Below are 14,386 nucleotides of genomic sequence, written 5' to 3' on the forward strand. Positions count from 1 at the left end.
CTTGGTGCGACGCGCCAGCGCCCTTGTTGGTGCCGGGTCGGCGGAGGCATCAGCTCCCGGGAATCGGGGTGCCGGAATCGGGGACCAGCCGGATCTCCCGCAGGTCCATGAGGTTCCCCTTGAGCCCATCGTCGGCGCGAAGGACCACGCGGTGACGTCCGGGCGGCAACATCAGGGCGCCAAACTCGCGCTGCCGGTAGTCGTCCCAGGTGCCAGTCGCCGGAACGCGGCCGTGCACCTGGAATTCCCCCTGAGACAGGATGAACCCATTGCCCGCAGTGGCCTGCGGACAGGCCCAATCGAGCCATACCCGGTAGGTCGCCAGTGTTGGTATCTCCACCGTCCAGACCGCGCGATCCCCCTGGGAGCTCCAGAAACCCAGATTGCGGTGTTGCGGTTCAAAAACGAGGGCTTCGCCGTGGACCTCGGCCACGGACGCGGCCAACCGCAGGATTCCACCGGGGTCCGGCGACACCACTGAGGGCTCATTGCCGGCAAACTTCCTGGGCGGCGTGGCGCTGGCGCGGAGGAAGGCGACAAGGTCCGCGAGGTCCGGAGGCGTCAAGATCTCCTCAAATCCCTCGGGCATCAGGGACCGGTCGCTGGACGTCAGGGCCTGGAGATCGCGCCGCAACACGGTGGATTCAGACCCGTTCAGTTCCATCAGGGTGATGCTGCCGCCGGTCTCGGCGAGGAGCAGACCGGTGATCTGGTCCCCGGAACGCAATGTGGCCGTGTAGGTGCGATAGCGATCTTCCACGGCAAGGTTGGGATCCAGGATCGCCGTGAGCACCGCCTCAAGCCCGTGATCGTACAGCATCGCCAGGTTGGGTCCGGCTCCCCCGCCGACCGCCCCGGCCCGGTGACAGGTCGCGCAGTGGGCATCAAACCGCAGGTGGCCACGCTCCGGATCGCCGGCAAGTGGGGCCACCGATGCCAGCGCGGCAACGACCACGGCACGCCGATCGGAGTGTGCGGCCGTGAGCAGGGTCGCAGCGCGTGTGCGAATGCGCTCGTCGGGGAACCGGAGCAATTCCTGGCGGATAGCCGCCCCGAGGTCCGCAGGTGTCAGCTGGCCTCGTGCCACGGCATCCACCATCGCCTCGGCCGATGGCGCCCGCCGCAAGAGCGTCCTCGCCATGGCACCGCGAAGCTGGGGTCCGGCGTCGCGCCATCGAAGCAGCAGCGCCGTGGCCACGCGGTCCGCCGCAAGGACGCCGCATCGCTCCACGGCCGCCTGCTGCAGCTCCAATGGAGTTTGGGGAGTCATCAGGTCGAGCAAGGTCGCGAGGTCCTCGCCCGACTCCCGTTCATCGCGCCCCATCAGACGCAGGGCAGCCAGCCGGTCCGAAATGGGCGCGGCGTCCTCCCGGGCGCGCTGGCGCGCGCCGGCGAGCCAGGCGGTCATTTCTGGCGGAGTGAAAGTGTCCGGCGCCGCCTCAAGCAGGGCGCCCACGGCGCGCAGACGCCATCCGGACGGCGGTTTGGAACCTCCGTCCGCGACCCGCGCCAGCACCCGTGCCGCCGCCGCGGCATCCCCGTTCCCGGCAATCTGCCGGGCGAGGGTTTCCACAAGCCTTCCAAGCGGCTGGTCCTCCGGGGAGGCGGTCAAGATGAATTCCAGCACGGCCTCGGGATGGCGGCCTGAGGAAGTCAGCACGGCGGTGACCAGGTCCTCGTGGGCATGGTCCCGCATCGCGAGGGCCGCCAGAACTTCGGCGGCGCGTGGGGCGTCCCAGTCCCCGAGGGCCAGCGCCAGTTGGAACCGGACGCGGATCCAGTCGTCGTTCGCGAGGTCGAGCAGGGCACGGATTCGCGCGGAACTCGCGGTTCCGGACGCCACGGCAGGGCGGGCGAGGCGGATCGCGTGTTCCCGCACGGCAGGATGTGGGTCGCCCAGGGCCTGGACGCCAAGCGCATCGGTGAGACCGCCCAGCCCGTCCAACACGCACCAGGCCTGCAGCCGCACCCTGGGGTCCTTTGCCGCAACGGCAAGGCGCGCGAGTTCCGGGATCGCGGCGGCCGGGCGCTGTTCGAGCAGGAGGCGATGGACGGTGTCGCGCTGCCAGCCGTTGGGGCTGTCCAGCGCCTGGACGAGTGCAGTGGGATCGAGTCCGGCGAGGTTCGGAATCTTGCGGAGGGATGCGTTGCGCGGACGCACCCGGTACAGCCGCCCGCGATCCGAACCGGCCCGGACATGGATCCGCGCCTTCACATCATCGGGGATCCATTCCGGATGCTCGATCACCAGACGGTACATGTCGGCGATGTAGAGCGCGCCGTCGGGACCGGTCCGCACGTTCACGGGACGGAACCACGGATCGCGGGACGCGAGAAACTCGCGCGGCTGCCCGGTATCGGCCGGTGGTTCGGTGGCGGTGAAGCTGACTCCATCGGGCTCGAGGGGCATCCGGTGGACCAGGTTGTGCGACGGTTCCGCGATGAACAGCGACCGCTCGAACTCCGGTCCGAACAGCGAGTCACGGTACGGACCGAAGGTGGCCGCCGAGGTCACATGGCCGGACATCCCGACGTCGTTGAACCGCTGTTGGAGCCGGGAGATTGGGTAAACCCGGCCGGCATCCGGACCTTGTGCCAGCGAGCGTCGCATCGTGCGCACCGGCAGGTCCGGATTGCGGATGACGTCATCTTCGTCGAGGAAGTAGTGCCAGCCCCAGGTGTAATTGGCGCCCCCGAACCAGTTGCCCCAGTCGTCCCGGCGCCGTCCGAACTGGGTCTGGCCGGCGGTGAGTCGGAATTCCCCGGTATCGGGACGGAACCGGAAGTCTCGGGTGCCGAGGTCCACGGTCGTGCCGGTTCGCGTCGAGGTGATCGTGCCGCCGCTGTCGCCGTTGGCGCCATGAATCCAGTGATCGAGTCCCAGCTCGAACCCGTTGAAACGATGCTGCTGGTTGCCCTCCCCGAATCCGGTGAGGAGCACCTCCGAGAAATCCGCCCGCCCGTCGCCGTCGCGATCCTCGAGGAACAACAGGTCCGGCGCGGCACTCACCAGGACGCCGCTCCGCCACGGAAGAATCCCCGTTGGGAAATTCAGGTGGTCGGCGAACACGCTCGATTCCTCGTAGAAGCCGTCACCGTCGGCATCCCGGAGCCGTCGCACCACGCCGCCCGGCCTCCCCTCCACGCCGTTCGGATAGTCGCCCATTTCCACCACCCAGAGCGTCCCGTGGGCGTCCCACTGAAAGTCCACCGGATCGAGCACCGCGGGCTCGTGGGCGACGAGTTCGACGACATGGTCCGGAGCGACTTCGATGGCGGCGAGGGAGGCTGCGGGGTCGAGCGGTGGGGGTTGCAGGCCGTTGAGGAGGTCGGCGAACGACACGCGGTCCACGAGGTCCGGGAGCTGGGCGGTGTCCTCGTTCTGGACCCAAAGGTGGTCGTGAGCGAACCACGCACCGTAGTTCGGATGCGGGCCGCCCTTGACGATCATCGGAATCTGCGGTCGCTCCCCGCGCCGGCCGGCGAGAACCTGCCGGGACCAGCCGGCGGCGAAACCCAGGAAGGGCTTGGGCACATGGAGCCAGAGCCCGAACCCCGATTCATTCGATGCGATGACATCCGGGTGGCCGTCGCGGTTCAGGTCCACGAACCGGACCCCGTTGTCGCGTCCCTCGGCGGTCACCACGGAAACCCCGGACGGAAGCGCGTATTCGAGTGGCTGCCAGCGCTGCGTTCCCGGGGACCAGCGGAAGATCCGGTTTTGTCCGGGGTTGGACACCACGAGTTCGGTCACTCCGTCGCCATCCACGTCGCGGAACCGCACGCCCTGGTCGCGTCCGCCCGTGCTGGTCCTTACCGGGCGTCCCTCGATTTCAAGGCCCGCCAGCAACAGGGGTGCCCCGGTCCATTCCCGACCATCAAACTGCCAGGCCCCCTGCCGCGTCTCGTCGGCGACCAGCAGGCACGGCCGCCCCGAGGGATCCACGATGCCGAAGCGTCCGCCGGTGGATCGCGACGGACCGCCGTCCGCACGGGTGACCAGGGGCGCGGGGAAATCGCCATCCACCCAGCGTTTTTCTGACGGATCCCAAACCCGGGTGATGCGGGCGTTGTCATTGGCGACCACCACATCGAGGAAACCGTCGAGATTGAGATCGAGCAGTCGCACACCGTTGTCCCCGCCATCCGGGTCCCGGACGCCGTGGCCGGCCAGCAGATGGCGCTCGAGCCGCTCCTGCACGTCGCGGAAATTCAGGATCTTCACCTTGCGCCCGTGATGTGCGACGGCGTGATCCACGATCTCGATCACCTGATCGCTCCCAATCCACGCGTAGGGATGGAAGGTCATCACCCAGATTCCCTGCTTGAGGACCGCGATGTCCACCGCCGCCTTCATGTCGGCGAGGGTTTGCGGGTGCTTTTCCCCGTGGATTCGAAATCCCTCGTAGTCGTCCGGAATGGCAAAGGGCAGCTCCCAGAACCGGTTGCCGATGAGGTACGGGTAGGGGTGATCCCGGATGTAATTGATGTAGCCGGGGGGCAGATACTTCTCGAAACGGGGCTGTCCGGACCCGTCCAGGACCAGTTCGCGCGGCAGGTCCGGGTCCGCCGGGGTCGGCAGCATGCCGATCGAGCTGCTGAGGGAGAGGAAATTTCCACGGGGGGTCACGCCCATCAGGATCTCGGCAAAGAGGCGCGGACTGACCGAGTTGATGCCGTCCATGCAGGGCGTGCGGAAGGCCACCGGGCGGTTGTTGGGCACGGTGAAGGCGTGGTCCACGCAGCGGTCGTAGGTGTCCTTGGCGGCATCGAAGTTTCCCCGGGCGAGGATCGGGCATGGATGGTCCGCGGTGTGCGTCTCCAGCGTCACCCCCTCGGCCAGCCATTGCTGAAGGTGCGGCTCGGCCGGATCCATCGCATTGGCCATGATGCTCACCGGGGCGCGTCCCTCGATGGCCTTCAGACGGTTCAGGATCGGGCGGAGATAGGTCTCGTAGGGACCGTGTTCGCGCATGTCATCTATCGCAAACACCAGCACCGCCTCCACGCCTTCCTCCCCAACCCACTGCGGCGTGGTCAGCCTGGGGGACCGGTGATCGGGATGGTACAAATCGCAGAACTCATCCAGGACGGTGAGCCGGTTGCCATCCGGAGCGGCGGCGTGAGCGCCACAGGGCAGGGCGCATGCCGTCACCAGGACGGACAGGAGGCTTGCGGGGAGGGCAGGAACGTTCATGGCAGGGACAGCGGCGGACCCGGGCATCTACAATGGCAATCGGACACCGGAATCATGGAGGAAGGAGCCCGCGGCTCGCAAACCGGCAGTTGGCCGGGTGGGCGGACCTGATCGGCTGGGGTTCCGCCGAACCCCTGACGTGACCGGGAATGGAGCCGGTGGGCATTCCACGTGCGCCCCGGCTGCATCAAGCCCCCTCGGTCCATTCCGCGAATTCACCACCACCCGATGGAGCGTGGTGTTTCGGGCCGCTGGCGCGAGCCCGGAGCAGGCCCACACCGCGCTGGAGCATCTGTGTCGGGATGCCGGAGACCCACGGTATGCCGGTGTGCGTCGCAAGGAGCGCGGGCCGGAAGACGCCGGAGAGCTGACGATCAACCAATTTGGTGAACGATGTCCCCGGCTCTCCGTGCCGGGGTTTTCCCTTTACCCCGAGCCGTGTTCGAAAGGACCCTCGGACGATGCGGAGAATGACCAAGCCGGCGAATCCTGTCCGGCAGGAGGTTCTCCGCGAGTGATGCTGTGACGACCAACGAGATCCTCCAACAACTTCAGCACCTTCCCGACCACACCGACTTTGCTCCTTATGAAGCGGCCCTGCTGGCCGCGGCGGAACAGCGGGAGTCCATCGTCCCGGAACTGATTGCGGCCATTGACCGGGTCACGAACGATCCAGCCACCTACCAGGCCGAGCGCGGTTTGTGTCTGCATAACTTCGCGCTGTATCTCCTGGCGCAGTTCCGCGAACCGCAGGCGTTGAACGCGTTCGTTCGCTTCCTTTCGCTCCCCGGCGATCTGCCCCTCGACTTGACCGGTGACATGATCACCGAGGATGGCGCGACGTTGCTGGCCTCCGTCTGCGGCGGCGATTCAGCCCCGTTGCTCCGACTGGCCTTGAACGAAGGGGTCAATCCATTCGTGCGCGAGCAGGCCATTCATGGATTGCTGGTCCAGGAGGTGTGGGGCGAGCGACCGCGGGAGGCCCTGCTGGCCGATCTGCGAAGCCTTTTCGCGCAGCTGGCCCGGCCGGGAGACAGTTACGTTTGGGCGGGCCTGGTTGGCGCCGTTTGCGATTTGAACCTTTGCGAACTGCTTCCCGAAGTGCGTCAGGCCTATGCCGCCGCGATCGTGGACGAGGACGTCGTCGGATCGCTCCGGGACGTGGAAGGTGAATTGGGCGCAGCAGCGCCCCGCGTTTGGGACACGCGCACCGGGGAGCAACGCGTCCGGGCCTTCACGGAGCGCCATGGTCCCATTGATGCCGTTGCTGGGTGCTCAATCTGGCTGTGCTTCCGGGACGACGATGAGGAGTCGGCGGGTTGGTCCACCGAGGAACCGCGGGACGATCAACCCGGTTTCTCGCCGCCGCCGGTGCGGCCGCTCCCGGACCCGGTGCCGTTTCGAGCTCCGTACGCCGTCGGTCGGAACGACCCTTGTCCCTGCGGCAGCGGGAAGAAGTTCAAGAAATGTTGCGGCTGAAGTCGCCGCGAGGTTTCACCGGGGTTGCCCGCCGGGTTCAGCATTTCGGAGTTGCGGCAGGTGCTGAGAATGCGTGTCGGAGGTGCAGAGGATCAGGTGGTGCTGGAAGACGAGGGGCGCCAATCCAGAGATCATTGGTGGGAATGGCCACGCCCATCTGCTTGCTGAGCGAGGCCGGGGACGCTTTTGAGGCCTCCGCGGTCGCGTAGCGCTGCGGCGGGAGATCCCCGCGCCTCCGACGGGTTTTGGCCTCACCGAACTCCCGATGGAGCACCGGTCCCTTGGCTTCCTCGAAATCATTGCCTGACTTTTGCCGCGGCCGCGTCAAGCGTCCGGGATGGCTGCGACCGACCCCGGGCTTGCCCCGGTTTCCTGGACGCGGATGGTTCGGGCGGTGGAAAAGGTCCGCGAACGCCTGCTCCGCGCCGCAAGCGCTCTTGAAGCGGCCGGGATTGCCTACGCCGTGGTGGGTGGCAACGCGGTTGCCGCGCACGTGTCGCGCGTTGATGAAGCCGCCGTCCGCACCACCCGCGGTGTGGACATCCTGCTGCGTCGTTCCGATCTCGCGGCGGCCGGAGCCGCCTTGGCGGCGGTGGGATTCATCCATCGGCGGGTGGCCGGACTTGGCCTGGCCGGAGGAATGGATGTTTTTCTCGATGGTCCGGAAGCCAGCATTCGCGATGCGCTGCACATCGTTCCCGCCGGCGAAAAGGTACGTCCCGACAGCGTGCTCGCCGCACCGGACGTCACCGACTCCGAAGCCGGAGACCAGTTCAGGCTGATCACTCTGTCCGCGCTGGTGGCCATGAAACTGGTGAGCTTCCGTGACCGGGACCGGACCCATCTCCGCGACCTGATCGAGCTGGGTCTGCTGGATGCCTCCTGGTGTGATCGCCTGCCGCCGCCGCTGGCCGGGCGGCTGCAGCAGTTGCTGGACAGCCCGGAATGAATGGAGGGAGTCGGCTCGACAGGATCACCTGAGGAGTCCCAGGGAGCGGCTGGTGGGTGGCCTGGCGTTGGGGGAGAAGTTGACGGCGCGGCGGATTCTGAAGGGACTGCGAGCCAACCGGTCAGCAGGGTCAGCGCCGAGCGGGCAGGTGCGCTCCGGACCGACGGCGGGAACTGGGAGGTGGGGGTGCCGATTCTGCCGCAACCCGACCCCGGGGTGGACCGGTTGTTCTCCGTTGTCGTTGGCACGCGGAACAATGACGGGGCGATCCTGGAACTGCTGAATTGGGTTTTGACGATTCGCCGGGAGAGACCTTCACGCGCGAGCAGCTCTCGCGGTTCCATCACGCGGTCGCGACGCTGGCCGTCCGTCCGCTCCTGCGCCACCTGTGCCACAGCGGCGGTTGCCCCGACACGCCCGAGGCCCGCTTCGACGCGGGGCTCGGCACCGGAACGCCCGTCCTCGAGGACTGCGTGGACCGGAGGCCCTTCAAGTTCACCATCAAATTGGGCCGGAGCGGTCTGACCGCTGCGAACGCAGTGGACCTCGAAGTCGCGCGGCGGCAGGCCGCGGTCAGGACGGACAAGTGCCCGCGGCACGGGCGGCGGGAATTCCGTCCATCCGGGCACCTCCTCCCGGCCAGCGGTCCGGCGCACCTGTTTGGATTTCCCCTCGCCCTGCCGCGGGGGGGGCGCCTACCTTCCGCGGCCGAATGTTCGAAGTTTCGCGGGCCAATCTGGACGTCCTGACGGCCAAGCTTGGCCAGTTGCGCCGGTTTGTGGACCTGCCGGCGTCGTTGCGTCGGATCGCCGAGTTCGATGCGCAGATGGGCTCCGACTCGTTTTGGGCGAATCAGGAGGCGGCGAAGAAGGTCATCGAGGAGGCCAACCAGTTGAAGAAGCGGGTGGAGCCGATGGTGGGGTTTGAGCGGCGGGCGGACGATCTTCGGCTCCTGCTGGACCTGGGCGAATCCGAGCCCCAGGCCGGCCAGGATGCCGTCCAGAAGGAGGTGGATGCCGAGTTGGAGGTGCTGAACCGGCAGGTGGACCGCTTCGAATTGGAGGTCCTGCTCACGGGACCCCATGACCACCGGAACGCGATCTTCAGCATTCAGGCGGGGGCCGGGGGCACCGAGGCGCAGGACTGGGCGCAGATGCTTTCGCGGATGTACGAGCGGTGGTTCGAGTCGCGCGGCTGGAAATTTGAATCCACCGATGCGCTCCCGGGCGAGCAGGCCGGTCTGAAGAGCATCACGTACCGGGTTGAGGGCGACAATGCCTACGGGTTCTGCAAGGCCGAGCGCGGCGTTCACCGGTTGGTGCGCATCTCCCCGTTCGACTCCAACAAACGGCGCCACACCAGCTTTTCCAGCGTGGATGTCATCGCCGAAATCAGCGATCTCAGCGAGAGCGACATCGTGATTCCCAAGAGTGAAATCCTGCGCGACACGTTTCGATCGGGCGGCAAGGGCGGGCAGAACGTGAACAAGGTCGAGACCGCCGTCCGCCTCACGCACCTGCCCACCGGCCTGGTGGCGGCTTCGCAGGCCCAGCGCAGCCAGGCCCAGAACGAAGCCACGGCGATGGCCATGCTGATCTCCAAGCTCTATGCGCTGAAACTCGACCAGGCCAAGGGGGAGATGGAGCGGTTTTACGGGGACAAGGGCAGCGTGTCCTGGGGCAACCAGATCCGCAGCTACGTCTTCCAGCCGTACCGCATGGTCAAGGATCTGCGCACTGGCGTGCAGACGAGCAACGTCCAGGCGGTGATGGATGGCGACCTCGACGCCTTCGTCAACGGCTGGCTGCGGGCGGGGTGTCCGCTGAAGCGGAATCCCGGGCTCAAGGACGACGAGGAACTGGCATGAACATTCTTGATACCATCGTCGCCAGGAAAAGGATCGAGATCGGCCGGCTGCCGGCTGGGGCCGTGAGCGCCCGCCGGCTTCGCGAGGCCTTGCGGGACCGGCCGGGAGGCGTCCGGGACTTCTCCGGGGCGCTCCGGCGTCCCCGTGCCGGTGACGTCGGCCTGATTGCCGAGGTGAAGAAGGCGTCCCCCAGCCTGGGGGTGATCTGTCCCGACTTTGATCCGGTCCGGATCGCCAGGGAATACGAAGCGGCCGGGGCGAGCTGCCTGTCGGTGCTGACCGATGAGGTCTTCTTCCAGGGTGCCCTCGACCACCTCCGCGCCGTTCGCGCGGCGGTCCGCCTGCCGCTGCTCCGCAAGGATTTCATCGTGGACGAACGGCAGATCCTCGAGGCGGCGGAGGGCGGTGCGGACGCCATCCTGCTCATCGCGGCCATCCTGGCGGACGACCCGTTGCAGCATTTCCATGCGCTGGCCGATGCCGCCGGCCTGGCGGTGCTGGTGGAGGTGCACGATGAGGAGGAGCTGGAGCGCGCCGTGCGGTGCGGGGCCCGGCTGCTGGGGGTGAACAATCGCGACCTGAAGACCTTCCAGGTGGATCTGGCCACCACCGAGCGGCTGGCCCGACGCATTCCCGGCGATCTCCCGGGCGGGGCCCCGCTGCTGGTTGGAGAGAGCGGGATCCGGACCCGCGAGGAGGTGTTGCGTTTGAAGGCCTGCGGGGTCCGCGGAATCCTGGTCGGGGAATCGCTCATGCGCTCCGGGGACGTGGCGGGCCAGGTCGCCCGTCTCCTTGGCCTGGCGCCCGCTTCCGGACTCGGGTCGCCCACCACCCGTTCGTTGCGCGACGAACCGGCGGGTTGCTGAAGGGGTGCGTCCGCGGCGGGTGGCGGCCGGGGGCCTGCGTGTCCGCGGCCGGTCCCGACCGCGAGCGATCGGAAGCTTGCCCGGGTCACCCGGTCGGCGGGCCCCGGCGCAGGTCGGCGACACACTCGACGTGCTGGGTCTGCGGGAACAGGTCCACCGGTTGGACGTCCACCAACCGGTAGCGGTCGTCGGCACAGAGGTGCTTGAGATCGCGCGCGAGCGTCGCCGGGTGGCAGCTGACGTAGAGGATTTGTGCCGGGGCGGTGTCGCGCAGGACGTTCAGTGCGGGCGGGCGGCATCCCACCCGCGGCGGGTCCAACAGCACGGCGGTGCGGGACGGATCGCTGCGGGCGAGCAGGGCCGGCAGGAGGGCGTCGGTGTCGCCGGCGACAAATTCACCACGGGTGATGCCCCGTCGGCGCTGGTTCTCGCGGGCCGCCCGGATGGCTGGCGCATCCAGCTCCACGCCGACAAAACTCTCGACCGAGGACGCCAGCGACAAACTGAAGAAGCCCACCCCGCAGTAGGCATCCACCAGATGGCGGGTCGCGGCGTCCCCGAGCCGGCGGCGGACGGCATCCAGCAGGGCGGGCAACACGAAGAAATTGTTCTGGAAGAAGCTGTGTTCCGGCACCACCCAGTCCTCCGGGGGGATGCGCAGCAGGGTCTTGAGGCCTCCCTTGGGTGGCGGATTGCGGCGCCAGTCCCGCAGGGCCTCGTTGAGCGCGGGTTCGGCAATGGCGCAGGACTCGATGTCGCAGACCAGGCCGCAATCCGATCGGACGAAGCCCAGGTTGAGTTTTTGGGCCGGCTTGTTCCACTGGCTGCGGACGAGGATGCGGTTGCGGTATCCGTATGGACTGGGGCAGGGAATCACCTCGCGCACGGGGGGCTGCTCAAAATGGCCCACGCGCTGGAACAGGTCGGTGATCTGCTTGCGTTTCCATCGCAGTTGGGCGGCATAGTCGAGGTGCTGGTACTGGCATCCGCCGCACGCGCCGAAGTAGGGGCAGCGCGGGACGACCCGTTCCGGCGAGTGGGTCCAGCGCCGGGAAACCATCCCTCGGGCGAAGCGCGGGCGCACCTCGGTGAGCTTGGCTTCCACGCGTTCGCCCGGGAGTGCGAACGGGACAAAGACCACGAACTCGCCCAGGCGGGCGACGCCCTCGCCGCCGAATGCCAGGTCGGTGATCTCCAGGAGCACATGGTCACCGACGCCCGGGAGTGGGGTGGATTGCGGTGGGGGGCAGGGTGCGGACACGTCGTCAGAGCGGGATAAGTCGTCGAAGCCTTCAGGATGCACGGAGGTGCCGGTCCGTCGCAATGTCCGGATTTTTTGCTTGTCGGATCCGGTCGTGGTGCAGCACAACCGGAGCGTTCCCCGGTCTGAACCCTTCGTGCAGCACTTCGATGGTGCGGCACGCGTCACCATCAAATCCCTGCCCCCATGAGCTCTCAAGCCTCTCAGCAGCCCCCGTTCCCCTGTTCCAGGCGCCTTCCAGCCGTCGTGCTGGTGCTGGCGACCGTCGCGCTGTGCATGCTCCCGGCGTCCGCCCAGCTCATTTATCAGGAAGGCTTCAACGACGACGGCTCCAAGGCGGTGCCGCCGCGCTACACCATCACCGACGGCATGGCTTATGAGCCGCCCTTCGAGGCGGGAAACCCCTTTGGCATTCCCGACACGCAGCTCGGTCCGGTGTACTGGGCGCATAGTTTCGAGGTCTCATTTGTTGGCGTCCCCGGGCCCACGGCCGGGCGCCGGGCCATGCTGGCCTGGGATTCGGCGATCGCAGATTCGGACGTCACCCCCCAGACTTGGCAGTTGGTGGAGGGCACGGTGCAGTGGCTGGCCGACAACAAGGCAAATGCGACGGTGCTGTTCACCCCAAGCCAGTTTGCCGCCCAAAGCATGGCGGATCACCTCGCGGCGGCCGGCTATGTGATCGTGGATGACGACGAGAGCACGCCGGAGGACAGCGTGATTGCCGACGTCGTGATCCGCGCGCCGTCCGGTGTGAACGTCAGCAGGTTCGCCCAGTCCAGCAAGGGCGTGCTCGTCATGTCCTCCCTGGATCATGACGACATGCTGACCAGCAGCATTGGCGCAACGGCAAGCTTCACGGCAACGACCGCGACCGTGGTGACGGCGCATCCCGCGGCCGGGGGCCTGACCGGGACGTTCAACGTCATCGCCGCGGACACCGGCCCGCATTCGTGGCAGTTGATCGGCTCGATCCTGCCCACCGGGTCCACGACGGTCGCCACCATGGTTCGGGAGGTCCCGCCGACGGCGGCCTCGCTTGCCGATGTGGACGCCATGGTCGCAGGCACCAAGCAGAGCCAGCAGGCCACCGCGACGGTTTCGGAAGTGGACTTTGCGGATGGGTCCTTCGGGGATTTCCAGGCGGACAATCCGATTCCGGGTGACTTCACGGCCCCCTTCGGGCTTGTGATTCGCGGAAGTCTCAACGTTTCCGCTGCCGGGCGCTACAGCTTCGCCGTGGCGTCCGATGACGGTGCGCGACTGCGGATTGACGTGGATCGCAACGGGCTGACCGACGCGGACAATGTGATCGTCAACGACACGGCCCAGGCCCATGCGCCCCGGTACGGGGATGTCACCTTTCCCGCGGCGGGTCTCTATGACTTCGAGGTGGCAATGTTCAATTCGGGGGGTGCCGGCGACGTCGAGTTCTCAGTCTCCCTGCAGGCCGGTGGCGGGGACACCTCGGCGATCAGTTCCGGGAACTGGGAGTTGATCGGGCAAACCTTTTCCGCCGCGGTGTCCCTGGACGGCACGGCGACGGCGACGAGCTATCAGCCCACAGGTGCGTCGGAGTTCGAGACCCTGCCGTTGTTGGTCGTCAACAACGGTCCGGGGGATGTGCCGCCCGGAAACGTGTTTGGCGGTGGACCGTTCACCGGATTCGAGGGAACCGGCTTCTTTGCGGGATCCGCGATCAACAAGGCCACGGAGCCGGGATTCTCGCTTTCCGACGAGTTTGGATCCTACCGTTCGTTGCGGCTGCGGCCGGTGGATGTCTCGGGCGCTTCCGATGTCACGGTCACGGTCGCCCTTGCGGCGACCTTTCTCGACTTCGAGACCGACGACCGGCTCGACATCTGGGCGTATCCCGACGGTGAGTTTTCGACCCCGGTCCGGCTTGCGCGCTTCTCAGCCCCCACCGGCAACGACAAGTTCTTCGCCGACGTGGACCACGGGAATGCGAATCCCCTTGGCCTGGAGTTTCTCGATGTCACCTATCCGGCCCCTCCCGGATCCCGTCAGCTCATCATCGAATTCCGGGCGTTCAGCACGTGGTGGAATGAAACGCTGGCCTTCGACAATGTGCGCATCCGGAGCGGGGCGTCGGAGCCGTTGGGATCGCTGGCCGCATCGGTCGCCGGGGACGACATCCGGCTGTCCTGGTCCGGCGGCAGCCCGCCGTACCTGGTCCAGGGCAAGCTCGCGTTGACGGATCCGCAGTGGCTGGACCTTGAAACCGTGGCCACGCCCTCGGCCGTCATCCCGATGGCGGCTCCGGGCGGGGTGTTTCGCGTGCAGGACGCCGCGGGAAAAACGGTGCGCCTGTTCAAGGCGGTGTTGAACGGGGCCAACGAACGCCCGAATCCGGTGGATGTGCCGGGGACGGGAGTGGGGCTGCTCGCACTGGACGGCCTGACCGCGACGTATGTGGTCGGCTATGAACAACTGACGGCGACACCGACGGCCTATCACCTGCACGGCTTTGGAACTGCCGAGCAGGCGGCGGGCGTGCTGTTCAACCTGGTGCCCGCCGGCACTCTGGGAACCAGCGGCACGTTTGCGGGCCAGCAGACCGTGACGCAGGCGACTGCGGACGGCATCGTCGGGGGTCTGACCTACTTCAATATTCACACTCCGGCGAATCCGCCGGGTGAGATCCGGGGCCAGGTGCTTCCGGTGCCCTGACCCGAGCCTTTTTCGTTCCCGGGTGGGAACGAGCCCGAGGCGGGCGCCGGCGGTGTGAACCGTGTGTCATCCCGGC

General features: G+C 67.2%; 8 protein-coding genes. 6 read left to right on the forward strand and 2 right to left on the reverse strand.

Annotation, left to right across the window (positions count from 1 at the left end):
- Nucleotides 1-49 precede the first annotated feature (49 nt).
- Nucleotides 50-5,197, reverse strand: a complete 5,148-nt coding sequence (locus KF791_13775; GenBank protein ID MBX3733651.1) for a VCBS repeat-containing protein — start codon at nucleotides 5,195-5,197, stop codon at nucleotides 50-52.
- A gap of 522 nt (nucleotides 5,198-5,719) precedes the next feature.
- On the opposite strand from KF791_13775, the gene KF791_13780 reads away from it, so the two are divergent.
- The 5 genes from KF791_13780 to trpC all read left to right on the forward strand — a co-directional run bounded on the left by KF791_13780 (nucleotide 5,720) and on the right by trpC (nucleotide 10,358).
- Nucleotides 5,720-6,676, forward strand: a complete 957-nt coding sequence (locus KF791_13780) for a DUF1186 domain-containing protein (protein MBX3733652.1) — start codon at nucleotides 5,720-5,722, stop codon at nucleotides 6,674-6,676.
- 337 nt (nucleotides 6,677-7,013) lie between these two features.
- Nucleotides 7,014-7,625, forward strand: a complete 612-nt coding sequence (locus KF791_13785; protein MBX3733653.1) for a hypothetical protein — start codon at nucleotides 7,014-7,016, stop codon at nucleotides 7,623-7,625.
- A 284-nt stretch (nucleotides 7,626-7,909) separates the two neighbouring features.
- Nucleotides 7,910-8,374 (forward strand): hypothetical protein, encoded by a 465-nt coding sequence (locus KF791_13790; protein ID MBX3733654.1) that lies wholly within the window; start codon nucleotides 7,910-7,912, stop codon nucleotides 8,372-8,374.
- Nucleotides 8,338-9,492, forward strand: a complete 1,155-nt coding sequence (gene prfB / locus KF791_13795) for a peptide chain release factor 2 (GenBank protein MBX3733655.1) — start codon at nucleotides 8,338-8,340, stop codon at nucleotides 9,490-9,492. Before KF791_13790 ends, prfB begins: the two co-directional genes overlap by 37 nt.
- Nucleotides 9,489-10,358: an indole-3-glycerol phosphate synthase TrpC gene (gene trpC / locus KF791_13800; GenBank protein ID MBX3733656.1), complete on the forward strand. Its 870-nt coding sequence runs from the start codon at nucleotides 9,489-9,491 to the stop codon at nucleotides 10,356-10,358. Before prfB ends, trpC begins: the two co-directional genes overlap by 4 nt.
- Nucleotides 10,359-10,443: 85 nt before the next feature.
- Here the strand turns inward: trpC and KF791_13805 are convergent, their stop codons facing one another.
- A complete protein-coding gene (locus KF791_13805; protein ID MBX3733657.1) occupies nucleotides 10,444-11,790 on the reverse strand; it encodes a class I SAM-dependent RNA methyltransferase in 1,347 nt (448 codons plus the stop codon).
- A gap of 15 nt (nucleotides 11,791-11,805) precedes the next feature.
- Between KF791_13805 and KF791_13810 the strand changes: the two genes are divergently transcribed.
- Nucleotides 11,806-14,310 (forward strand): CHRD domain-containing protein, encoded by a 2,505-nt coding sequence (locus KF791_13810; protein MBX3733658.1) that lies wholly within the window; start codon nucleotides 11,806-11,808, stop codon nucleotides 14,308-14,310.
- The last annotated feature ends 76 nt before the right edge of the window (nucleotides 14,311-14,386 follow it).

The organism is Verrucomicrobiia bacterium (assembly GCA_019634635.1).
Lineage (GTDB): Bacteria > Verrucomicrobiota > Verrucomicrobiia > Limisphaerales > UBA9464 > UBA9464.

Bases quoted from the DNA above. Each gene is read 5' to 3' on its own strand.
- KF791_13775 (MBX3733651.1), bottom strand. From the start codon at position 5,197: ATGAACGTTCCTGCCCTCCCCGCAAGCCTCCTGTCCGTCCTGGTGACG.
- KF791_13785 (MBX3733653.1), top strand. From the start codon at position 7,014: ATGGCTGCGACCGACCCCGGGCTTGCCCCGGTTTCCTGGACGCGGATG.
- prfB (MBX3733655.1), top strand. From the start codon at position 8,338: ATGTTCGAAGTTTCGCGGGCCAATCTGGACGTCCTGACGGCCAAGCTT.
- trpC (MBX3733656.1), top strand. From the start codon at position 9,489: ATGAACATTCTTGATACCATCGTCGCCAGGAAAAGGATCGAGATCGGC.
- KF791_13805 (MBX3733657.1), bottom strand. From the start codon at position 11,790: ATGGTGACGCGTGCCGCACCATCGAAGTGCTGCACGAAGGGTTCAGAC.
- KF791_13810 (MBX3733658.1), top strand. From the start codon at position 11,806: ATGAGCTCTCAAGCCTCTCAGCAGCCCCCGTTCCCCTGTTCCAGGCGC.